Annotated in this window: 14 protein-coding genes; 2 read left to right on the forward strand and 12 right to left on the reverse strand. The window is 42.0% G+C overall.

The window, feature by feature from the left end; translation table 11 throughout:
* Nucleotides 1-40 precede the first annotated feature (40 nt).
* From EWE74_RS04155 to EWE74_RS04185, 7 genes are all read right to left on the reverse strand, one after another.
* Entirely contained in the window at nt 41-1,555 is a 1,515-nt protein-coding gene (locus EWE74_RS04155) for a glycoside hydrolase family 32 protein (RefSeq protein WP_130140245.1), read from the reverse strand.
* A gap of 48 nt (nt 1,556-1,603) precedes the next feature.
* Nucleotides 1,604-3,205 carry a glycoside hydrolase family 32 protein gene (locus EWE74_RS04160; RefSeq protein WP_130140246.1) on the reverse strand — a complete coding sequence of 534 codons (1,602 nt, stop codon included), beginning with the start codon at nt 3,203-3,205 and terminating at the stop codon, nt 1,604-1,606.
* A 63-nt stretch (nt 3,206-3,268) separates the two neighbouring features.
* A complete protein-coding gene (locus EWE74_RS04165; RefSeq protein ID WP_130140247.1) occupies nt 3,269-4,378 on the reverse strand; it encodes a hypothetical protein in 1,110 nt (369 codons plus the stop codon).
* A gap of 26 nt (nt 4,379-4,404) precedes the next feature.
* A complete protein-coding gene (locus tag EWE74_RS04170; protein ID WP_130140248.1) occupies nt 4,405-6,087 on the reverse strand; it encodes a RagB/SusD family nutrient uptake outer membrane protein in 1,683 nt (560 codons plus the stop codon).
* Nucleotides 6,088-6,122: 35 nt separating this feature from the next.
* Nucleotides 6,123-9,227 (reverse strand): SusC/RagA family TonB-linked outer membrane protein, encoded by a 3,105-nt coding sequence (locus EWE74_RS04175; RefSeq protein WP_206365131.1) that lies wholly within the window; start codon nt 9,225-9,227, stop codon nt 6,123-6,125.
* 82 nt (nt 9,228-9,309) lie between these two features.
* Entirely contained in the window at nt 9,310-10,251 is a 942-nt protein-coding gene (locus EWE74_RS04180) for a carbohydrate kinase family protein (RefSeq protein ID WP_130140250.1), read from the reverse strand.
* Between the two features lie 12 nt (nt 10,252-10,263).
* Entirely contained in the window at nt 10,264-11,592 is a 1,329-nt protein-coding gene (locus tag EWE74_RS04185) for a sugar porter family MFS transporter (protein WP_130140251.1), read from the reverse strand.
* Between the two features lie 296 nt (nt 11,593-11,888).
* On the opposite strand from EWE74_RS04185, the gene EWE74_RS04190 reads away from it, so the two are divergent.
* Complete coding sequence (locus EWE74_RS04190) at nt 11,889-14,642, forward strand: substrate-binding domain-containing protein (protein WP_130140252.1); 2,754 nt, start codon at nt 11,889-11,891, stop codon at nt 14,640-14,642.
* Nucleotides 14,643-14,699: 57 nt separating this feature from the next.
* Here EWE74_RS04190 and htpG read toward each other — a convergent pair whose 3' ends face one another.
* Nucleotides 14,700-16,586, reverse strand: coding sequence for a molecular chaperone HtpG (gene htpG / locus EWE74_RS04195; RefSeq protein ID WP_130140253.1), 1,887 nt, complete (start codon nt 16,584-16,586; stop codon nt 14,700-14,702).
* A 123-nt stretch (nt 16,587-16,709) separates the two neighbouring features.
* On the opposite strand from htpG, the gene EWE74_RS04200 reads away from it, so the two are divergent.
* Nucleotides 16,710-17,756 carry an SMP-30/gluconolactonase/LRE family protein gene (locus EWE74_RS04200; protein ID WP_130140254.1) on the forward strand — a complete coding sequence of 349 codons (1,047 nt, stop codon included), beginning with the start codon at nt 16,710-16,712 and terminating at the stop codon, nt 17,754-17,756.
* 5 nt (nt 17,757-17,761) lie between these two features.
* On the opposite strand, the gene EWE74_RS04205 is transcribed toward EWE74_RS04200, so the two are convergent.
* From EWE74_RS04205 to dnaE, 4 genes are all read right to left on the reverse strand, one after another.
* Nucleotides 17,762-17,995 carry a hypothetical protein gene (locus tag EWE74_RS04205; RefSeq protein WP_130140255.1) on the reverse strand — a complete coding sequence of 78 codons (234 nt, stop codon included), beginning with the start codon at nt 17,993-17,995 and terminating at the stop codon, nt 17,762-17,764.
* Between the two features lie 98 nt (nt 17,996-18,093).
* Nucleotides 18,094-18,657, reverse strand: coding sequence for a DUF4256 domain-containing protein (locus EWE74_RS04210; RefSeq protein ID WP_130140256.1), 564 nt, complete (start codon nt 18,655-18,657; stop codon nt 18,094-18,096).
* Between the two features lie 109 nt (nt 18,658-18,766).
* On the reverse strand, nt 18,767-19,084 hold the full coding sequence (gene trxA, locus EWE74_RS04215) for a thioredoxin (protein ID WP_130140257.1): 318 nt from the start codon (nt 19,082-19,084) through the stop codon (nt 18,767-18,769).
* Between the two features lie 97 nt (nt 19,085-19,181).
* The gene (gene dnaE, locus EWE74_RS04220) at nt 19,182-23,606 is read right to left on the reverse strand and encodes a DNA polymerase III subunit alpha (protein ID WP_130140258.1); all 4,425 of its coding nucleotides are present in this window, start codon (nt 23,604-23,606) and stop codon (nt 19,182-19,184) included.
* Between the last annotated feature and the right edge of the window lie 57 nt (nt 23,607-23,663).

Below are 23,663 nucleotides of genomic sequence, written 5' to 3' on the forward strand. Positions count from 1 at the left end.
GCGCAACATCTCGACTTTTGTATTATAGGATTATATCAATTTACCGTATCGTCTTCACTTGAAAAGTATCCAGCGTGTTCGCTTCGTCTGCTCCTATTTGCAATTTCGTAAACGGCTTCTTTGTGAAGAATAAAGCACTCATATTGCTTTTCCCTCCGTCGGCAAACAGCTCGATAGAATTACGATCTACTAAGAAACGAATATCTAACGCTTGGTTTTGTGTTAATCGTGGTGCCACCGGACGATGGATAAATTTATCGCTGAAATTGGCATTTCCCGCTTTTGAACGATCGATGAAATACTGCTGTTTATCCACATCATAACCAAACATTAAAGCATCTCCATCTTCATTCGATAGCGTTACGTGGAAGCCCGTAGCTTTCTTCAACGTAAACGATGCATCAAAGGTATTCTGGAGGGAAACGATAGCGTCACTTAAATCAGCTTCATTAGCTAATTCTACCGACTTGGATTTGGTTGTTACTTCGCTTACTTTGTCAATTTCCGAAACAGGAGTAGAAGTTAACAGCCATTTATCGCCTTCTTTCGCTAAGCCCAATTCCCGCACAATCGTATTTCCGCTTCGCCAAGTGGATGCCGGAACATCGTTAGCATATTCCCAATTGCTCATCCAGCCGATCAGCAACTTACGGTCGCCGGTATTCGAAAAAGTAACGCCCGCGTAATTGTCTGGTCCGTAATCCATCCAACGGATATCCTTCTGTGTAGTTGTAAAGGTTTTACCATCGAAATCTCCAACAAAATATTGTGTCGCCGAACCGGTATTCGGTCCGCCGGGATTGATGCTCACCAATAATACCCATTTCTCCCCTTCGGCTGTAGAAAACGGTAGTAAATCCGGACACTCCCACACGCCCCCATGTGCGCCTATCCCCTCACCAAACTCGCTCAGTCTCGTCCACTCTTTCAGATTTTTGGAACTGTAAAAGGTTATGGACTGTTTTGTAGCAAGCGTCATGATCCATTGTTTTGTTTCGGTATGCCACATCACCTTAGGATCTCGGAAATCCCAAATTCCGGGATTGGGCAATACCGGATTACCATCATACTTCGTCCATGTTTTACCTTGATCCAGACTATAGGCGATACTCTGCGTTTGGTGCAATCCGGTTTTTTGATCTTCAATTTCGTGGCTATGATTGGTGTATATAGCTACTAACGCGTTAGCACCAAAACCTGCGGTATTATCCTTATCAATGACAGCACTTCCGGAGAAAATTGTTCCCAAGCTGTCCGGGAAAAGGGCAATCTCCTGCTCCTCCCAATGTACTAAATCCGTACTCGTGGCATGCCCCCAGTGCATCGGTCCCCATACATTGCTATCGGGATTATGTTGGAAAAATAAATGGTAGGTTCCGTCCAGATAAACCAGACCGTTCGGGTCGTTCATCCAGCCATTTTTGGGAGAAAAGTGATACGCCGGACGATAGTCTTCCAAACTATCGATCTGCTGATTTTGCTCCGTGGAGGGGTGTTGTGGTCCGCATCCAACTAAAGCAAGGGCTAATAAGCCAATTGTTAATGTATTCGTCATCGTTATTCCTTTAATAATTTGTTTATAAAAGCCTTTCATTAAACATGCCTATCCCGATTTTGTTATGGTCATTCCCGATATTTTTATCGTCCCGTTATCTGAAAAAATAGTCCAAGGATTTTGATGCATTTTATATATACGATTGGTAAACGCAACATTGTTATTTACGTAGACCACACAAATCGAATTTTCGATTACGATCTTGACATCAAACACCTTGTTTGCCGGAACAATGAGCGGTGTAAAATTGAGCTCTTTCTTCGTTACGACACTTCTATTTTCCTGATGCATAAATAGAGAAGGCATTCCCCAACGATTAGATGAAGTCAAGTCGAAAGAGACACTATACAGCTCCGATAGGCCATCACACGCTCCAAATGAGAAACCAAAAAGTTCCGATTGTGAGGCATCAATTTTCATCGAAATTTTTACCGGTTCCGTATTTCGATTGAATAGTGCATAACTCCGATCAGAAGACGAGGTACTGATGGTATAGGTATTCCCATCGTTTGAAACATTGCCTTCTGATGTTATCTGGGCAAAAGCCACTTTTGTATTAAACTTTGCATCCACAGCATCGGGAATAGCCGGATACAGCTTACCACTCGGCTGTTTTACCAATTTATGCGAAACCAGCGATCCAGACCAGTGCAACTCGTTATTGCCGTTTACCGTCTGTCCGGTAGAACACCATCCCGATAGGTAACGTGTGGTGCCATTACTTGCCGTCTTTCCAGCATACAGGTATAATCCATCGAAAGTCTCGTGGTGTCCATCCGCATCGCGACAAATTCGCCATGGTCCATCCGGTGAATCCGAAACCCGATAAAAGGTTTTACGATGCTCATCACGATTAATGCGCGAAAACGTTAAGTACCATTGATCACCCATTTTAAATATATCTGGACACTCCAATATTTCCGAATCCGTTTCTATTTCGTGCTTTCCTGGATTATCAGAAGTTGTCGCTACTAAAGGTTCGATGAGCGACCAGTTGCTCAAGTTCGAAGATGAGTAACGCGCAAGTGCCCCTTTACCATCTTTGCGAGCCGTAACAAGCATTACATAGTTGTTACGCGTTTCATCCCAATAAACATGGGGATCACGGAAATTATGCTGATCGTACCCGCTGGGTGCTTGAAAGGTCGCACCCGGTTGTTTCGTCCAATTCAGTAGATCCGGTGACGTAGCCATCATAACCTTTTCAGCTGGGCTCAGATTGGCATTATGTCCGGTATAAAAACTATAGTAGGTATTATCTTTTTTGATAAAACTCCCCGTTCCTATCCACTCTTCCTGACTTCCTATCGCTCCAGCGGGTATGATTTCTGTAAAACCTTCAAAAGATGCAAAATCAGCAGATCTTGTCAGATAAATAGGATGATGATTTGCATTTTCATACAGATAAAACAAGTAAAATTTATTATCATCCGCATTGAAATAAGGCATGGGATCACCCACGAATCCCTGTTGTGGCTTATAAAATAGCTGATAGCCTCCGGCTTCTTGTTTATTACTGCACGTTATGGACATATCGACTGTTGGATCAAGTTCGGAAGGTACATCCGGAACTGGTTTATCAATATCTTTACAGCCTGTCAGCATCTGTACAAATAATAAAAACGGAAATACGCATATCATTGTTTTCATGTCATATTATATTTGAAATTTGTGCATAACAGTCGTTATACCGTTATGCACAAATTTAAAGGGTTATTCTTTAGGAAGTGCTTTCAATTCGTCCCAATACATCCGCTGTGTTTCGAAAGCCATAGGTTGGCCGTTGGCGTGTTCATGCGGCATCACCAAGATATTGTTAATGATTGCTGTGCGATTCTCAGGAATCTCAAAAATCAACTCCTGCCATTCACCAAGATGATCTTCGGCATACCAAGCTCTTAACCAATCCTTATTGCTTTCGCCATCGGATTGTATTTCAAGTTGTACATCTCCAGCTACCTCTTTCAGTACCATAATGGAGAAACGACTATACTCCGTAGGGTCTATGTTTACTTTATTTTCGTTCCAAAGTGCTCCTCCATGCCAACCTTCTCCGTTGACAGCATTTCTTACAATAGAAACACATAAAGGAGAAGCATTGATTCCATCAGTTTTAGGATTATTACTTTGGTTTTCCACCGCTGTCCCCAAATCCGCCCATTGGGGAGCAATGTTTTCACCGTTGAAGATGATCAACGGTTGCTTCGGCTCCTCTCCGATTATTGCCGTGGCTGTATAGCTGAAAGTTTCCCCCATATAAGACAACGTATAGGTTACCGGCGAACTGAAATCAACATAGTTTCCTTGTGCCGGAGATATTTCTGCCCCGCCGGTGTATTCTACCATCGGGCTAAGCTGGGTTAGATCTGTACCCTCGGGTAAATAAATGACAATACTGTTATCATTTTGGTTGATAATACCGGTACGGTTCCCGATACGAAAAGCTGTTATTTCGGCTTTGATTTCCTTAACTGTTACGCGATACATCTGGAATACATTTCCATTATACACACGGTATACTACTGGCGAACTAGTAGAAAACTGGAAATTCTGCGCAACTCCGGAAGCAGGCTTTATTACGGCATTGGCAGGCAAATCGATAACAGGTGCTACAGTGGATAAATCGGTGCCCGCTGGAACTAGAACCGTGATTGTTCCGGTTTCGTTATCTACTACGCCATTAACATGGGCTACTTTAAACGCCAGCACATGGACATCGGCATTCAAATTCAGCGAATCGGCTACTTCTTGCTTACAGGCATTAAAAAGCCCGCCGAGTAGTAGAACCAGTCCTATATTGATGATTATTTTTAAAGTCTTCATACGATTTTATTTTTCAAACCCTCTTTTTAATATCCAGGATTCTGTTGGTACAGATACTTACTTAACCTAATCTGTGCTTCTGGAATAGGCAGGTACTCGTGCTTATTCGCTGCAAACTGTGCAGAAGCATAATACGATCGACGCGACCGTTCCGCATGATAATAAGCGTTCATAGTCTGCTCTGCTACGCCCCAACGCACCAAATCAAAAAAACGTTCGTTTTCCATAGCCAATTCCAGCCGTCTCTCCCATCGGAGCGCTTCCCGGGCAACTGATTCACTCCAGTTAATATTCACACCGTCTCTATAAGTTTCAATAAGTGTCTTGTCACTGGTGTAACCTGTAAACTGCATGCTACTTTTTGCACGTGTGCGTATCTCGTTGATTAAAGGCAAAGCTTCTTGAGGACGATGTAGTTCAATAAGTGCCTCAGCCCGCATCAGTAGTACATCGGCGAAACGAATCAGAATCCGATTTTTGGTATTGGCATAAAAGGGAACCATCGGTACAAAACAATCGCAATCAGGATCTACATTTTCTTTTAACGAAGCGTATACCGAATAATCTGCCGGGTTACGGTTCCAGCTTTCTTCATACAAACGGTTTGTATTGTATTTATAAGGTAAACCCGGTATGGCTACCGTATGGAAAAGTCTTGGATCGTATTTTTCGGTGTTACTGTAGTTATCCAATGTATTGTAATTTTCTATTGGTAACCCATTGCCCGTTGTACGGAAAGCATTGACCAAACTCTGGCTTGGTTTTTTAAAATCACAACAACCTAACCCCATCGGTACCGAAAGTACATCCGACAGGTTTACCCGTCCGAATTTCGTTCCATCGTCCTTCGAATATTGTACGGAAAATATAGCTTCTTTACCATTTTCATAACTACCGGGCAAAAAGTTGAAGGCGAAATCAGCTTCCAGGCTGTAGTCCGAAGATAACACGATCTGTGTGTTTTGCAACACTTTTTCCAAGTCTGCCGCATCAATTCCTGTGACCATATTTCGTTCCGGATCACCTTGCCTATATGCTTTATATAAATAAGCTTTTGCTAGGTATGCAGCTGCAGCCGTCTGATTAGCCCGCCCGATCTCTGTTTGTGACGGAGGTAAGTTATCTACAGCATATTGGAAATCATCAACGATTTTCTGCCAAAGTTCATCGTTCGACAGTTCCCGATTGGACACTGTTTCATAGCTATCGATCGGTGTATTTTCGTCTATATAGGGTACATATTTGAACAGGATTTTAAGCATAAAATAAAAATGCCCCCGCAAAAAACGGGCTTCTGCTAGTTTCACCTCTTTACCCTCAAAGTCACCGGCTTCGTGTATCGTACGGATCGTCGTATTCGCACGCGAGATAGATAAATAACATTGAAACCATAGACGATCCACCTCACCAAAATTGGTCATGATATTGTTGGATACTTCCAAGAAATGAAAAACCTGTATATCCTGCGGACCAGAGCCACCTTTATAGGCGTCGTCTGAGCGGACAGTACCATAGGGCCATAAGCTAAAAGGCGCATCGTAGTGATCGTTTCCCAAAGCCGAGTAGGTCGCCGTAAGCAGCCTATCCACGTCATTTACCTGATCTGAACTAAGCACCCCATTGGGTGTTTCGTTCAGGAAATCAGCACAACCCGTTAACAAACCGGTGGCCAACATCATCGTAACTATTTTATTAAATACTCTTTTCATGGTGTAATAATGATTAACGTTTGTCTTTTAAATGATTAAAATATAACATTCAGTCCAGCCGTCCAGGTGGTTGGAATAGGGTAACCCCATCCCACATTTTCAGGATCTACGCCTGTAAATGCTTTTGATTTTACCGTGAACAGATTTTGTCCAGTCACATAGAAGCGTAGACGACTCATGCGCAATCGCGAAACCATGTCAGTAGGAAGCGTATACCCAAAAGACAAATTGCGTAATTTTAAATACGAACCATTTTCTATATAGTATGTAGAAAGACGACCTTCGTCGTTGTTATTGGTTGTTTGTAAGGCCGGAATATCGGAACTGCTGTTTTGCAGTGTCCAGGCATTTAACAAGCGCCTTCCCTTATTAGAATTTACATCGTCAACACTCCAGAAGTCGGTCTGCTTTTTTAACCAGTTTTCTACATCAATACCTTGTACACCTTGAAAATAAGCAGAGAGATCAAACCCTTTATATTTAAGCGTTGCATTCAAGCTGTACGAAAAATCAGGATGTGGATTGCCTATCCAGGTGCGGTCAAGGTCGGTAATTTCGTCGTCCGTGTCATACACATTCACATAACGTAAACGTCCGATACCTTTACCGGTCTGGTTAACATGTGCATTTACTTCATCTTGGTTTTGAAAAATACCATCTGTCACGAACCCGTAGAATGAGCCCAATGGACGGCCAATAATGTTATCTCCTTGACGGCCACCATATGAGTTTTCCACCGCTTCGGGCAAATGCGTTATCTTATTTTTATAAGCAGAAATAACCCCCGTTAATTCATAGTCTAGGCCAAAAGCCGTCTTATTACGATAACCAGTCGTCACATCAATTCCCTTGTTTTCCATGGAAGCACCGTTTGCCCAGCGATATCCTCCTTCACCCACGACACCAATATAAGCCGGATTAATCAACATATCCTTGGTGGCTTTTACATACCAATCAATAGAGCCGAATAAATTTTGTCCGAAAAGTGAGAAGTCGAGACCGATATTGGTTTGCGTGGTTGTCTCCCATTTCAAATCGTCATTTTGGGTTTGGATTTTGCGATAACCCGACGGTAAAATACCCGAACCGTTTCCCCCCAAGTCATAAGCTGTTCCATTTACGATATCCCAAGTCGGGTCGGCGACACCATATTCCGGTACAAAGAGTGCGTAGGTCGCTAAGTTATCAATACCTTGATTTCCGGTCTGCCCCCAGCCTACCCGTAGTTTTAAGTCAGAAATAAAGTTTTTGGTGCTTTCCATAAAACGTTCTTCTGAAATACGCCAACCTGCTGTTACCGCAGGGAAGGTTGCAAAACGGTTGTTTCTTCCGAAGCGTGAAGAACCATCATGTCTAACGGTAAAAGAAGCCAGATAACGATCATCAAACACATAGTTTATTTTCCCGAAATAAGAAAGCAACGAGAAGCCTGTCGAACCGCCACCGACTGCAGCTGTTCCAGTACTGACACCTGGCCACATATATTCGGGCGTTTCAATAACGAACGCGCCTTCTCCCGCTGTATAAGCATTAAAAGAAATGTCCCGTTCTCTATTCATCTCCATACCACCCAATATGTCGAAAACATGTCTATCAATCGTTTTTCTGTAATTGGCGGTATTTGACCAAGTCCATTTCATACCATGGCTCTGTTCCATATTAACACCCGTTCTGTTGTTATTCAGAAAGCCGGATAGATAGGAAACTTCCATGTGACGCTTATAAAAATTACCATAGTCAACACCGTAACTGGTTCTCAAATGCAAATCCTTGATAATCTCTAAATTTGCATAAGCATTTCCGAAAAGCCGCCAATAATTGTAGGCATTATTCCGATTGTCGTAAAGCAATCGTAAAGGATTATGCCGGTCATTCATCCCTTGCGAAGGGCCTCCCCAACCTATACCATCCACTGTATGCACCGGAATAACCGGTAGAGCTTTTAATGAAAGATCGAGTACATCTCCCGGTACTTGCACTTCTCCCGTATTATTCACCGTGAAGTTTTCCCCTACGACCAGCTTTCCATCAAAAAATTTGTAGTCGGTATTTAGGCGAGCTGATATACGTTTAAAATTCGTATGCTTCAACGTTCCGTTGTTATGAAAATACCCCAATGAGAAAAATGAACTACTTTTATCGGTTGCAGAGCTAAATGAACCATTATAGGATTGAATCAACCCCGGTTTAGACACCTCGTCGAACCAATCGGTATCCGAAGCACGCATGGTCTGTCTATTGTCCAGAAATTGAGATACATAAATATGATCCAACTGCGGCTGACCGTCGGCGTCGTTACTCCAATCAAATTGATAACCAATATTATTACTATTCGGGTTCGCTCCACTGTTCATCATCGCCTGCCACATAGCTTGTCCATATTCCTGCGCATTGAGCACTTCCATACGGTTGTTGAAAAAGGTGCTCGTCGCGTAGGCATCAAAAGTGATCTTTGGATCGCCCGATTTGCCTCTCTTGGTCGTGATAACAATAACGCCGTTTGCTGCTCGTGAACCGTAGATGCTTGCGGAAGACGCATCTTTTAATACTTGTATACTCTCAATATCATTCGAATTCAACTCATGCATTCCGCCCTGGGTAGGTACACCGTCAATAACGTACAAGGGGTCTTGGCTGCTATTTAAGGAACTAATCCCGCGCATACGTACCGTCGCTGCGCCACTGGGATTACCATCTGCAGTTACAGTCATCCCGGCAACACGCCCTTGTAGTGCTTTGATAGGATTATTTTCGGGCGCTTTCATCATTTCCGCTACGTTCACGACGGAAACTGCTCCAGTCAAATCTTTTTTGCGCTCGGTTTGGTAACCCGTCACTACGACTTCTTCCAGCCCTTGTTCTACACTGACCAAGCGAATCTCCATAAATCTTGCAGTTCCTGTAGCAACGGTTTGCGTTTCATATCCCACATAGGACACCTCTACGGATACTTTAGTGCCGGTTAGCTGCAACGTAAACTCCCCATTTTCATTCGTTTGTGTGGCCTGTTCCGTTCCTCTAACCACTAAAGATGCACCCACTATGGGCACTTCTGTACTGCTGTCTGTCACTCTTCCTTGAAGTGTTACCTGCTGTGCAAAGCTGGCAACAGAAAAAAGAACCATGTACAAAAGCAGCATTGTTTTCTTGTTTGTAAACATATAATCGGTTGCTTGTTAATTGAATAAATTATTTAAGTTTATTGTTATTAAGGTGTTTAATTTAATAGTTCATATTGTCTAACGAATTCAGCCACACAAACCTATTGATAGTAGGCGCGTCGTAACTCGGACATGCACCTGTACTTTGTGTAACAAAGGCACTTAGCGTTGCGGCGAATTCCAACATTTCTTCTGGTGTCGCCTGTTTATCCTGACGACAACGCTGCGAGAGAAAAGCCGCCAGAAAAGAATCGCCGCTACCAATAGTATCTCTTACTTCGACTTTTAACGCTGGAAAATGATAAGAGAATTTTCCTAACCAAGAATGATAAATGGCCCCTTTCGCTCCATAGGTTACAATAAGCTCATTGACACCAAATGTGGTCATGACGGCTTCGGTCTTTTGGGCGTCGGTATAGGTATCTGGTACGCCCAACCAAGTTGCTACAAAGCTCAACTCTTCCTCGTTCATCTTTACCAGATCAGCATAATAGAGTAGTTCAAAGATGCGATCTTTCGTATAATGCGGTGCCCGTAAGTTTACATCCAATACTTTGTAATTCGCTTCTTGTATTAAGGTCTGAAGCGTTTGGTAACTGGTATGATGACGTGTTGATAGGCTACCGAATACGAAAAAATCAGCTTTAGACACGGCTTCTATTTCCTTTTCTCCTAACGCAATGTTATCCCAGGCAACAGGAAATACGATTTCATAACGTACATCTTTGTTTTCATCGATATGCACTTCGACCGTTGATGTCGGGAACTTATTATCTTTTTGGAAAAGCGTTAGCGGAATAGCCAATTTGGCACATAGCGCCATAATATCCTCTCCGTCTACATCATCGCCAACACGTGTAAGCATGTCGGTATGAATACCTAGCTTATTGAGGTGATACGCTACATTAAGTGGTGCACCACCTAATTTTCGTCCGGTAGGTAAGTTATCCCAAAGCACTTCACCGAAACAAACACCTTTGATATTTAGTATTTCGTTCTTCATGTTCCTTTTCAATTAATGTAATGGCATCGTATCCCCCATATCCTCGAGCGACTTCCCTTTGGTTTCCGGCATCAATTTCCAAACATACAGCAGCTGTAGTACCATACATCCCGCGAAAATCAAGAATGTATAACCTCCGCCTAATAATTCAGTAAGTGCAGGAAAGCAAAATGTAATAATTGCAGCCATGACCCAATGGGTTAAACTTCCCAGTGTCTGTCCTTTGGCTCGTACATCATTGGGGAAAATCTCCGATATAAATACCCATATGACCGCGCCTTGTGATAAGGCAAAAAAGGCAATAAACAGCATGAGATAAATGGTTACCGCCATGCCTTCTATAACACCGGAGAAAAAAGCATACGATACTAGCGACAACGCGATAATCATTCCTATAGACCCGATAAACATTAACTTACGTCGCCCGACCTTATCGATAAAATTGATTGCCAGCAGAGTAAAAATAAAATTGACCAATCCAATTCCAACGGTAGACAACAACGAACTTTGTGCACCCAGTCCTGCCATTTCAAAAACGCGAGGTGCATAATAAATAATGGCATTAATGCCCGATACCTGATTAAATATGGCGAATAAAACGGCCAGCATAATGGGAAGCTTGTTGGCTTTCGAGAACAAACGTCCCTCTCCTTTTGTCTGCGTTTTTTCTTGATTCTTCAATATCAATTCAATATCCTGCTCCGCTTGCTTACCACTGACTTTCTTCATAATAGCCGTTGCTTCCTGTTTTTTTCCGCGGTGCAACAATAACCAACGCGGGCTCTCTGGTACGAAGAAAATCAAGATAAAGAAAATAAGGGATGGAAAGGCTTGTACACCAAGCATCCAACGCCACGACTCTTCTCCGCCTTGGCCGATAAAATAATTGGACAGATATGCGACCAATATCCCTAATACCACATTAAACTGAAATAACCCAACCAATTTCCCTCGCGATTTAGCCGGTGAAATCTCGGATATATATATAGGTGCGGTTACGGATGATACGCCTACCCCAATACCGCCTAAGAAGCGGAAAATGATAAAGATATTCCAATCTTGTGCGAGTGCGGTGCCAATAGCTGAAAAGAAGTAGAGTGCCGCTACCAGAAATAAGGTTGTTTTACGTCCTAATTTATCCGATGGATAGGCTCCCATCGCAGCGCCTATAACCGTTCCTATTAAAGCTATGGCCATTGTTAAACCGTGTTGAAATTCGCTGAGCGACCAGAATATCTGGACGGCTTTTTCCGCACCTGATATAACGGCCGTATCAAAGCCGAATAAAAATCCACCTAATGCCACAACGAATGACCAGGCCAAAACTGTGTTTTTGTTCATGTTACTTTATTTACAACTGATTAATCCAAAATTAACATGAACGTCATCTCCGCTTAAATAATCGCCAACTTAATTATATCAAATTTGTATCAACGACAATAATTGATTAAATAATTATGTATCAATTTGTTAAATTATATTTAAATATTTAAGAATATCAATTTTGTACCATTTCTTTAGATTATGTTACCTATCGAAACGATCAACAAAAAGTGTATTTTACACACTAAGATTTGTTGTTCTGTTAGGAAAAAACAAAAAGGTGTATCTTGTCGAGAAAATTCAAAAACACGGGGATGTCAAGGTTTTACATTTTTTTTGCTTTCGTGATACTTCTGTGCTGTCATGCTTGTCAGCCGAGTGGATATAATACGCAGTTTACCATCGCTTTTTCACAGTGTATCGGTGATGATGCCTGGCGGGAAACCATGTTGGATGAGATGAAAAGGGAGCTCTCTTTCTATACGGACATCGAATTTATCTATCGCGATGCCGGAGGAGATAACCAAAAGCAGATACAGCAAATCAGAGAGCTGCTTGAGCAGAACATCGATCTGCTCATCGTTTCGCCCAATGAAGCCGAACCATTGACGCCTATTGTCGATTCCGCTTTTCAAAAAAATATTCCAGTGATTGTGACCGACCGCAAAACATCGTCCGGTTTATATAATGCTTATGTTGGCGCGGATAACCTCGCGATTGGAAAACTAGCCGGACAGTTTATTCTGCACACGCTCAGCGGACAGGGACAAATAGGTATCGTCACCGGACTGAAAGGTACATCGGCATCCATCGAACGGAAGAAAGGATTACTCGATGCATTAGATAGTGCAGGCACGGTTCGTCTAGGGGTTGAAATACAAAGTGACTGGGAAAGGAATACTGCCTATGCACAAGCTAAACAGCATATTAAACAGCTTCTTGAGCAAGATATTATTCTAGCTTTTAATGACCAGATGGCTTTTGGCGTCATCCAAGCACTCCGGGAAGCGGGTGAAAACCATAAAAGGGTTATTGGTATTGATGCTCTTCCCGGCGAAGGCAATGGATTATCGGAAATTGTAAAGGGAACGTTATTCGCTTCCATGCTTTACCCTACCGGTGGCACGGAGGCTATTCGCACCGCAATGGCTATTTTGCAACGTAAACCTTATAAACGGGATAATATCCTAGGAACAATTGTCATCAACCAAGATAACGCAGGACTCATGATGCTGCAATCCAATAAGATACAGGAACAGCAAAAAGATATAGACAAACGGCAAGAGCTTATCGTTGAACAAAATAAAATATACCGAAACCAACAAACGACATTGAATGTCCTGATAACAAGCCTAGTACTAGCAGTGGTATTCGGAGGAATTTCAATTATCGTTATCAAAAGTAACTGGGAGAAAAACAAGCATCTTGAAAAACAAAACGAGGAGATACTTTCCCAACAACAACAAATTGTGGAGATGAATGAACAGATACGAACTGCTTCCGAAGCGCAAAGTAAGTTTTTCACGAATGTATCCCACGAATTTAAAACACCACTTACGCTCATTCTTGCTCCTATGGAGGAATTAGAGAAAGAGAAAAATTTGTCTTCTGAAGGTGTAGACCAACTGGCACGTATAAAACGGAATGCAAAGAAACTCCAAAACCTCGTCACCGATCTAATTGACATTCATCGTATTGATAAGGCCAAAAGAAAATTGCAGGCTGCTCCTGTACAGATTGACGCGTTCGTCCAGCAGGTATTGGCGAGTTTTAAACCCTTATCGCAAAAGAAACGTATATCGTTAAGCTATATCAGCAAAACACCACTTAAAGAAATCTGGATTGATGAGTATCTAATGGAACAGGCACTTTCCAACTTGTTATCAAATGCCTTTAAATTTACGAAGACAGGGGGAAAAATAAGTGTTGTTGTAGAAGAAAATACCTTTGGGGATCATTTATACATTCGGGTCATCGATAATGGAAGCGGGATATCCGTTACGGACATGGATTATATCTTTGACAATTTTTATCAAGGAGAACAACATCTTTCTGGTTCGGGTATTGGTTTGGCCTATGTAAAAGAGATTGTGGAACTGCATCACGGGCAGGTAACTGTCAGTAGCAAAAAAGGAGTCGGCTCGTCGTTTACGTTGCGGCTGCCAACGGGACACTTACACTTGTTAGAAGACGAAAAGAAAGGATTGTTGGACAATATTTCCACACGACAAACAGAACGTGAAGAGGACATCTTAAACCTAGGGGAGTTTACTGAGGAAACTGTTTCTTTTTATTCCAGTAAGGCGGCTAATATTCTGGTTGTTGACGATCATCCGGATATCCGTCTGTTCTTGAAAGATATTCTTGAAAAGGAATATAACCTGCTGTTTGCCAAAAACTATGTGGATGCTATTGCAAAAATGGAACAAAGTTATCCGGATCTCATTGTGAGTGACATCATGTTGCCCGATGGAAGTGGTTTAGATCTCTTAAAAATGATCAAAAACAGCCCACAGTTTAATAAAACCCCGGTACTATTGCTGAGCGCGTTGGATACGGAAGAAGATAAAATTGAGGGAATGCGCCTGATGGCAGATGCATACCTTACCAAACCTTTTAGTGTCGACCATCTAAAAGCCGTGATAACCAACCTCCTTACTTCCCGTCGACAACTGAAAGATCATTACACGAGTATGTTGGAACCGGGTGAAACGGTAACGGATGCTAAACAACATACCACACAAGATAAACGGTTTATGCAAAGTTTAGACATGGTTATCGAAGAACGTATTGGCGAAAAATCACTTAGTGTAGAAGATATCGCGCATGCATTGAATATCTCGCGCGTACAGTTGTACCGCAAAACCAAAAGCCTATTGAACAGTAGTGTAAACGAATACCTTCTCCAACGTCGTTTAACCAAATCTAAACACCTTTTATTGGAGGGATTACACATCAACGAGGTGGCTGAAAAAGTAGGCTTTTCCTCAGCGGCCTATTTCGCCGCAGCTTTCAAGAAACAATTTGGGATTACGCCAACGGCATATAGAAAGGAAAAGCTGAAATAATAATGGGTTGACCGATGGCCAACCCATTTACATTTAGGTGTATTCCATACATCCTTATTAAATCATCCCCACGCTGCGTTTGATGAAGGAAGTTAAATCCGCACCTTTTAACAGGCCACGAGATAATAAGGCTAAATCAAAAGCCTGTTTAGCAAGTTGCGTTCCCTCTTCTTCAGAGCTCTCCAGAATTCGTTTTATCAACGGGTGGTTGCCATTGACAGTCACTTTATAGTTATCCGGTAATGTGCCGTAGAAGCCCATGCCTCCGCCTGTTTTCGCCATATCTTTCATCCGGCGCATAAACTCATCTTCCGTAACCGAAACAGGGAGACCATCCGTATTCAGTGCGTCGACTTCCACTTTCATATCGGCTCTAGAAATCGCTTTCTCAAAGATTTCGGATGCTTTCTTGGATTCTTCTTCCGATAAGGATAACGTCTGTGTTTCGTCTTTCTGGATCAATTTGTCCACAACATCCGCATCCACTCGTTTTGCCTGGATTTTTTCGCCTCCTTTTTGTTCCAAATAGCCCACGAAATGATTGTCCAATTGGCCATCTAGCACTAATACGTCGTACCCTTTTTCTTTCACCGACGCAATGAAGCCATCCTGTTGTGATGGGTCATTGGTATACAAGTATACAATATTGCCGTCTTTGTCAACTTGAATATCTTTTACTTTTTCGTAGTATTCTTTCAGTGTAAAGCTCTCTTTGTCCATAGTAGACAACAGACAGAAATCATTAGCCTTTTCCGCAAACTTTTCATCGCTCAGCATACCATATTTGATAAAGAGCGCTATATCGTTCCATTTTTGCTCAAAGTTTTTACGGTCAGCCTTGAATATTTCATTCAGCTTATCGGCAACTTTCTTCGTGATATAATTGTTAATCTTCTTCACGTTGCTATCGGCCTGTAGAAACGAACGCGATACATTCAATGGGATATCCGGCGAGTCGATAACACCTTGCAGCAACATCAAAAATTCGGGCACAATGTCTTTTACTTCATCTGTAATGAATACCTGACGGGAATACAACTGAATTTTATTCCGTTGGATATCCATTTCGTTCTTTACTTTCGGGAAATACAGAATACCCGTTAAGTTAAATGGATAATCAACATTAAGATGAATCCAGAACAAAGGTTCGTCCATCGAATAAGGATACAGCTCGCGATAGAACGCTAAATAATCTTCATCTTTTAGCTCAGATGGTGCTTTCGTCCATGCCGGTGTTGTATTATTGATAATATTATCAACTTCTACCGATTTATATTTTGGCTTACCTTCTTCGTCTTCCCCATCTGGTTCCGATTCTGTTTTTGTTCCAAACCGTACAGGAACAGGTAAGAAGCGCGCATATTTATTCAAAATCTCACTCAAACGGCCTTCGTTCAAAAACTCTTGCGATTCTTCATTGATATGAAGAATCACATCGGTACCACGTTCGGTACGCGTACCCTCACCTATTTCGTAAGAAGTACTTCCGTCACAAGTCCAGTGTGCCGGAACGGCCCCGTCTTGATACGATAGCGATTGAATTTCCACTTTATCGGCTACCATAAAAGCAGAATAGAAGCCGAGGCCGAAACGTCCGATAATCTCGTTGGCATCGTTTGCTTCCTTAAATTTCTCCATAAACTCTGTAGCACCCGAAAATGCTATCTGGTTGATGTATTTTTTGATTTCCTCTGCCGTCATGCCGATACCACGGTCGGAAATGGTTATCGTTTTGGCATTTTCGTCAAACCTCACGTCGACAGTCAGATCACCGAGTGTGCCTTGAAACTGTCCCAAAGAGGATAATCTCTTTATTTTTTGAGAAGCATCGACAGCATTAGAGACCAACTCGCGTAAAAAGATTTCATTATCGGAATAAAGAAACTTTTTGATCACCGGAAAAATATTCTCGGTATGAATTGAAATACTACCTTTTTCTTGCATATATGTTTTAGTTTTTGTCTATAAAAAATCAAGAACAGTTTTATCAAGGAGTATTCCATTTATCTTTTTTAGGACAGGATGACAGTTATCGAAAGAAAAAATGTAATTTAGACAGTCGTGAAAATGGAAAAACAATTAGTAAAAGATGTACGTATGATGAAGTCTACCATTATTCCTTATATTTTGACAACAATATTCGCCTGTAATACCCCGCAACAATCTGAACAGATGAGATACGAAACAATCGGCAGCGTAATACGCTATGATCTAGCTTTAGATGCCATTATCGACAGCTCCGCAACAGCAGAAATTATTGCCGAAGGCTTCGAATGGAGTGAAGGACCATTATGGGTGGAAAGTGAGCAAATGTTATTGTTTTCGGATGTACCCACGAATACAATTTACAAATGGACAGCAGAAAGAGGAAGTGAAGTTTATCTAAAACCAAGTGGGGATACGGGTGACAATCCCAACCGACGTAAAGAGCCCGGTAGCAACGGTTTATTGTTGAACGACGCAGGAAACTTGGTATTATGCCAACATGGTAACCGTCAGGTTGCCCGAATGGATGCTCCGTTGGCACAACCTCAAGCGACTTTCCAGACATTAGCCGATAAATATGCTAATAAACGTCTAAGCAGTCCGAATGATGCTGCGTACAATAAAACTGGCGAATTATTCTTTACAGATCCGCCATATGGATTGCCTACACAGCGTGACGATGATCCGGAAAAGGAAATATCTTTTAACGGTGTATATAAAGTAAGACAAAATGGCGAGATCATATTGTTGACCGATCAGATTAGTAAACCCAATGGTATCGCGTTTTTCCCGGATGAACAAAAGCTATTGATTGGTAATTCTGATCCCAAAGCTGCAGATTGGTATATACTGGATTTGAAGAATACAGTAGTAACACCAAAATTATTTTACAGTGCGACGAATGAACGTGACGGATTAAAGGGATTACCGGATGGACTTAAGATAGACAGCAAAGGAACTGTTTATGCGAGCGGTCCGGGTGGCATATGGATATTCGATAGCACAGGCAAAGCACTTGGCAAAATAGCGTTGAATGACGCCGCGTCCAATGTGGCGCTATCTGCCGACGAAAAAACGCTATATATTACAAATAGTGATAAGATTTTACGTGTGAAATTGAAATACTAAACCCGCTATACAAATACACCAAAGCTTTTTTGCACCAACTGAGCCAGTTCATCAACAGAGATAGCAGGCTGTGGCCCATCCTTGGTCGTCCACTCTTTTGTAGCGGGATTAAACCCTAAAGTATAATGAATATCATGGTTCTCCACAACGGCAAAAAAATGCGTTTGAGGGTTGTATGTAACTTGGAAATTAATGCTCGTGCCGTTAACTTCCTGTGTAAATTCTCTACTTAAATTCATAGCTTAAACCTAAATAAATTTATTTCGCTCTCCTCAGCCATCAAAGACTATTTATAGAGGAAATATATTTGTGAATTATAAAGATACTTAAAATAATATCAAACCTGTAACATGCCCCGAAAACCGCGAGCGCCGTAGTAGGATTCTGCACCATTATGGTAAATAAACACATGGCCATAACGCCAATCCCCGAAAATAGCTCCGCCTTTTTCCCGGATTGCGGGTGGTGTCAATACCCAGCTGGACGTTTTCGTATCAAACTTTCCAAGTGTTTGTAATGAACGATATTGTTTTTCAGTTAAAAGATCGATACCCATTTCAGCAGCCATTCCAACTGCGCTGTGTTTGGGTTTATGTTCTTTTCTGGATTCTAATGCTTCCGGATCATAGCAGACACTTCTTCGCCCCTTAGGACTTTCCGCAACACAATCACAAAAAACATATTTATCTTTTTCTTTATCATAACCAATTACATCCGGTTCACCGCCAGTTTCTTCCATTTGATGAAGCGACCAAAGCTTTTTTGGACTTGCCAAGAGTCTTTCCTGTATGTTTGTCCAGTCCAAATCAGTATGACGATTCTTATTCTTTTCAAATCGTGTTTTCAACACATCAAGAAGCTCGTCTATTTGTGCTTTGGGCAGTTTTGTTTTGTTACTCATGGTGTAGCACTGTTTTATTGAAACGAATATACAATAAATCTATTTTATGCGAGGATAAAAAAAGCCGGTCTTCCAATAAGAACCGGCTTTTTATCTTCCTCAAGTCTTTTTAAAGTTGTTTACTTAACTTCTCTACCAAAACAGACTTTGGCACTGCGCCGATCTGTTTGTCGACAATTTCACCGTTTTTGAAGAACAACAACGCTGGGATATTACGAATACCATACTTAACTGAAATATCAGGGTTATTATCCACATTCACTTTTCCCACTATTGCTTTTCCGTCATATTCTGTCGCGATTTCATCTACTATAGGACCAACCATACGGCAAGGACCACACCATTCTGCCCAAAAATCAATTAAAACTGGTTTGTCTGATTTAAGAACAAGCTCTTCAAAATTGCTGTCTGTAATTTCTAATGCCATAATATTTAATTTTTCTGATTTCTATAACCTAATAAACAAAGATAGAAATTTGACTATAGATAATCGTCATTCGCTCTTCACAAATTTTTATAACCTATCAATTTAATTTATAATGTACGCCTTCAAATTTCTCCAAACCGTCCAAAAAGTCGTTTGTCAAATTTATTTTCAACGATTTGGCAGGCATTTCGATCGACAGTTCATCCTGTATATCCAAAATTTTGAATTTTAACTGACAATTGCACTCCTGTCCTTCTACTTTTGTGGATTCTACTAAGGTGTACATCTGATGCACAAATTGGTCATTTACCAGGTGAAGCGGGCATTGGATCGTAAACGATTTCGCCATTTTATCCCGTAAATCGGAAAGTAGTTGGATATTTTTTAACTCAAAGCCCCAATTACCTGCCTGCCTAAATCGCTCTTGTACAAGTCCTCTGATCTGGACAAAAAAACCTTCCTGTAGATATCCCCGGAATTTGACATAATCTTCGCCAAACACCATAATCTCAAAGGATTCACTATAATCCTCTATCATAAACGAACCAAATGGTTTGCCAGATTTTGCTACTCTGTGATTAGCGACAGCGATAATACCACCAACAACCACTTCCTTATTTTTGATTCGGTTAAACTCCAACAATACTTCTTCCTCTACTTCACTTGCTTTGACCTTGTTGATCAATTGGAGGTCGATTACCTTATTATGGCAAAAATGCTTGATCTCAAACTTATAGTTATCGAGCGGATGGCTTGTTAAATAGATACCAATAACATCTTTTTCATATTTAAGCTTTTCGATAAGGCCCCAAGCATGGCAAGGCGCCAATACCGGCTCGGGTAGTTCGGTTGCTGCGGATCCACCAAAGAGACTTGCTTGTGCAGAATTTTCGTTTTCTTTTATCCGATGCCCATACTTAATCGCTTTTTCCAAACCCGTGGAGTTATCGCCGTCTACATGAAAATACTGCGCCCGATGGGTATTGGTAAAACTATCAAAACCACCGGCGTAGGCTAAACTTTCAAATGCTTTCTTATTTGCCGCACGCAGATCTACGCGTTTGGCAAGGTCGAACACAGATTTATATTTACCATCTTTTTCGCGTGTTTGGACAATAGTGTCCACCGCTCCTGCACCTACACCTTTCACCGCCCCCATTCCGAAACGAATCGCTCCCTGGTCGTTCACCGTAAATTTATAATACGACTCGTTCACATCTGGACCAAGTACCTGCAACCCCATCCGTCGACATTCTTCCATAAAGAATGTCACCGTTTTTATATCGTTCATGTTGTTGGATAACACCGCTGCCATATATTCTGCCGGATAATGGGCTTTGAGATAAGCCGTTTGATAAGCTACCCAAGCGTAACAGGTAGAGTGTGATTTATTGAAGGCATAAGATGCAAAGGCCTCCCAGTCTGTCCATATTTTTTCCAGTGTTTTCGCGTTGTGCCCATTTGCAGCCGCCTGTTCAACAAACTTTGGCTTCATCTTATCCAAAACGGCTTTCTGCTTCTTACCCATCGCCTTCCGCAAAACGTCGGCATCACCCTTAGAGAAACCCGCCAGCTTTTGCGATAACAACATCACCTGCTCTTGATAAACGGTAATACCATACGTTTCCTGTAGGTACTCTTCACACGCTTCCAAATCGTAGGTAATAGGTTCTATCCCGTGTTTCCGCTTCACGAAAGACGGAATATATTCCATTGGTCCCGGTCGATATAACGCATTCATCGCAATCAAGTCGGCAAATACCGTGGGTTTCAACTCTTTCATGTACTTCTGCATTCCCGGAGATTCGTATTGGAACACACCTACTGTCTCTCCACGTTGGAACAGCTCATACGTTAACAAATCATCAATCGGGAATTTATCCGGATCAAGTTCAACACCATGACGTAATTTCACGTTGGCAACAGTATCCTTAATCAACGTAAGGGTCTTTAGTCCCAAGAAGTCCATCTTCAATAAACCGGCACTCTCTACCACCGAGTTATCAAATTGTGTAACGTACAGATCCGAATCTTTTGCCAGCGATACTGGCACAAATTTCGTAATATCGTCCGGTGTGATAATGACGCCACAGGCGTGGATTCCCGTATTTCGCATCGAACCCTCCAAAACACGGGCCTGCTTAATGGTTTCCGCCTCCAATCCCGCGCCATCTGCTAGCGATTTTAAACGGTTGACAGCTTCTAGTTCTTCCGAGCGCAACACTTCTTTCATCGCCTTCTCATCCATCGAGAAAATCTTGTTCAGCTTGAGATTGGGAATAAGTTTTGCAATCTCATTGGCATCTTGCAGCGGTAAATCAAGCACACGTGCCGTATCCCGGATAGACGACTTCGCCGCCATCGTACCGTATGTGATGATTTGGGCGACCTGTGAAGCACCATATTTATCGATAACATATTGCATGACACGGCTTCGTCCCTCATCGTCAAAGTCGATATCAATATCGGGCATGGAAACACGGTCTGGATTCAAGAAGCGCTCAAAAAGCAAGTCGTATGCAATAGGATCTAAATTGGTAATTTTCAAACAATAAGCCACAGCAGAACCGGCGGCTGAACCACGACCTGGTCCTACCGAAACGCCCATTTTCCGGGCCGCAGCTATAAAATCGTGCACAATGAGGAAATAACCCGGATACCCTGTTCTTTCGATCGTTTCCAACTCGAAATCCAAACGTTCCCGAATACTATCCGTTATCTCTTCATAACGTTCTTTTGCCCCTTCATAGGTCAAATGGCGTAGGTATGCATTTTCACCGCGCTTACCGCCATCCAAGTCGTCCTCCGCGTGCTGAAACTTCTCCGGAATGATAAATTTGGGTAAGAGGACGTCTCTGTTTAACGAATAAACCTCAATCTTATCTAAAATCTCCTGTATATTGATAATGGCATCTGGAACATCAGCAAAAACTTGCTTCATCTCCCCCACCGACTTAAAATAATATTCTTGATTCGGTAATCCGAATCGAAAGCCGCGGCCTCGACCCTTTGGTGTAGATAATTTTTCTCCGTCTTTCACACAAAGTAGAATGTCATGGGCGTGTGCATTGTCTTTGCTGACATAATAGGTATTATTTGTCGCAATCAGCTTGACATCATGTTTTCTAGCGAGTTGAATAAGCGTCTGGTTGACGCGATCTTCATCTTCCTGACCATGTCGCATTAGTTCGATATAGAAGTTGTCCTCAAACTGTTCCTTCCACCACAGCAAAGCTTCCTCCGCCTGCGTTTCACCAATGTTCAGTACTTTGCTAGGTATCTCGCCATACAAGTTACCAGAGAGCACCATGATATCTTCTTTATACTGCTCAATTACGTATCTGTCAATACGAGGAACATAATAGAATCCTTCTGTATAGGCAATCGACGCCATCTTTGCCAAATTATGATACCCTTTTAGATTCTTTGCCAGGAAGACAACCTGATAACCGTTATCTTTTCTTGATTTATCTGTTCTGTTTTCACAAACATAAAACTCACACCCCACGATAGGTTTAATTGCTCGGCCTACCGGTGATTCTCCGCGTTCTAAAGCTTCCGCATTTTTTGCCTCGATTTCCTTATTATACCCAAGTACTCTATTTACAAAATGAAAGGCACCCATCATATTACCGTGGTCGGTAAGGGCCACTGCCGGCATATTCGCCTTTGCTGCGGCTTCTACTAATGCCGGGATAGAGATGGTCGACTGCAATACGGAAAACTGCGAATGGTTATGCAAATGGGCAAATTCCGCGTCCTCCAGCGCTTTCTGCAGTTCTTCGTCTATAACCGTGGTCGGCTCATCCGTCTTTTGCGCAGCACGAATAGCATCTGATGCGGCTTTTAGGTTGATATGTTTTAGCCCTACAGAGGCAATGGTATCGGGGTTATGTTGTCTAAATTCAACAAAATACCCTGTGTCTACCTGTAGTTCTTCCGGTGTAAAAACCTCCCGTCTAACGAGCTCAAAAAAACAACGTGTTGTTGCTTCCACATCGGCAGTAGCATTATGTGCTTCGGCGAATGGAACACCAAATAAGTAGTTATGAAGTTCAGTAAGGTTGGGTAGTTTATAACGCCCACCGCGTCCGCCCGGAAGTTTCAGCAATTCGGCCGTAACCTCTGTACACGTGTCCAATATAGGCATATTTGCTAAAGGAGAGTTGACCTCATAACGATAGAGTTCACTTCCCATGATATTGATATCAAACCCTATATTCTGTCCGACGACAAACTTGGCCTTTGCTAATGCCGTGTTAAATTTGTCCAATACATCCACTAGCGGGACACCTTCATTTTCGGCTAACTCCGTGGAAATACCATGAATCTTTTCGGAATCGTATGGAATGTTAAAGCCATCCGGTTTAATTAGATAATCCTGATGCTCTATCAGGTTCCCCATTTCATCATGTAGTTGCCATGCTATCTGTATACAGCGCGGCCAGTTATCCGTATCTGTAATGGGCGCATCCCAACGCTTCGGTAAACCTGTAGTCTCGGTATCAAAAATTATATACATCAAATTCCCTTTCTCTTCTCCACAAAATTAAAAAATAAAGATACGGAATGGAGGTGT

Origin of the sequence: Sphingobacterium corticibacterium, from assembly GCF_004208525.1 — a bacterium.
Lineage (GTDB): Bacteria > Bacteroidota > Bacteroidia > Sphingobacteriales > Sphingobacteriaceae > Sphingobacterium > Sphingobacterium corticibacterium.

Excerpts from the sequence above, each read along its gene's own strand:
- EWE74_RS04155 (WP_130140245.1), bottom strand. The coding sequence starts at position 1,555 with ATGACGAATACATTAACAATTGGCTTATTAGCCCTTGCTTTAGTTGGA.
- EWE74_RS04160 (WP_130140246.1), bottom strand. The coding sequence starts at position 3,205 with ATGAAAACAATGATATGCGTATTTCCGTTTTTATTATTTGTACAGATG.
- EWE74_RS04165 (WP_130140247.1), bottom strand. The coding sequence starts at position 4,378 with ATGAAGACTTTAAAAATAATCATCAATATAGGACTGGTTCTACTACTC.
- EWE74_RS04170 (WP_130140248.1), bottom strand. The coding sequence starts at position 6,087 with ATGAAAAGAGTATTTAATAAAATAGTTACGATGATGTTGGCCACCGGT.
- EWE74_RS04175 (WP_206365131.1), bottom strand. The coding sequence starts at position 9,227 with ATGCTGCTTTTGTACATGGTTCTTTTTTCTGTTGCCAGCTTTGCACAG.
- EWE74_RS04180 (WP_130140250.1), bottom strand. The coding sequence starts at position 10,251 with ATGAAGAACGAAATACTAAATATCAAAGGTGTTTGTTTCGGTGAAGTG.
- EWE74_RS04185 (WP_130140251.1), bottom strand. The coding sequence starts at position 11,592 with ATGAACAAAAACACAGTTTTGGCCTGGTCATTCGTTGTGGCATTAGGT.
- EWE74_RS04190 (WP_130140252.1), top strand. The coding sequence starts at position 11,889 with ATGTCAAGGTTTTACATTTTTTTTGCTTTCGTGATACTTCTGTGCTGT.
- htpG (WP_130140253.1), bottom strand. The coding sequence starts at position 16,586 with ATGCAAGAAAAAGGTAGTATTTCAATTCATACCGAGAATATTTTTCCG.
- EWE74_RS04200 (WP_130140254.1), top strand. The coding sequence starts at position 16,710 with ATGGAAAAACAATTAGTAAAAGATGTACGTATGATGAAGTCTACCATT.
- EWE74_RS04205 (WP_130140255.1), bottom strand. The coding sequence starts at position 17,995 with ATGAATTTAAGTAGAGAATTTACACAGGAAGTTAACGGCACGAGCATT.
- EWE74_RS04210 (WP_130140256.1), bottom strand. The coding sequence starts at position 18,657 with ATGAGTAACAAAACAAAACTGCCCAAAGCACAAATAGACGAGCTTCTT.
- trxA (WP_130140257.1), bottom strand. The coding sequence starts at position 19,084 with ATGGCATTAGAAATTACAGACAGCAATTTTGAAGAGCTTGTTCTTAAA.
- dnaE (WP_130140258.1), bottom strand. The coding sequence starts at position 23,606 with ATGTATATAATTTTTGATACCGAGACTACAGGTTTACCGAAGCGTTGG.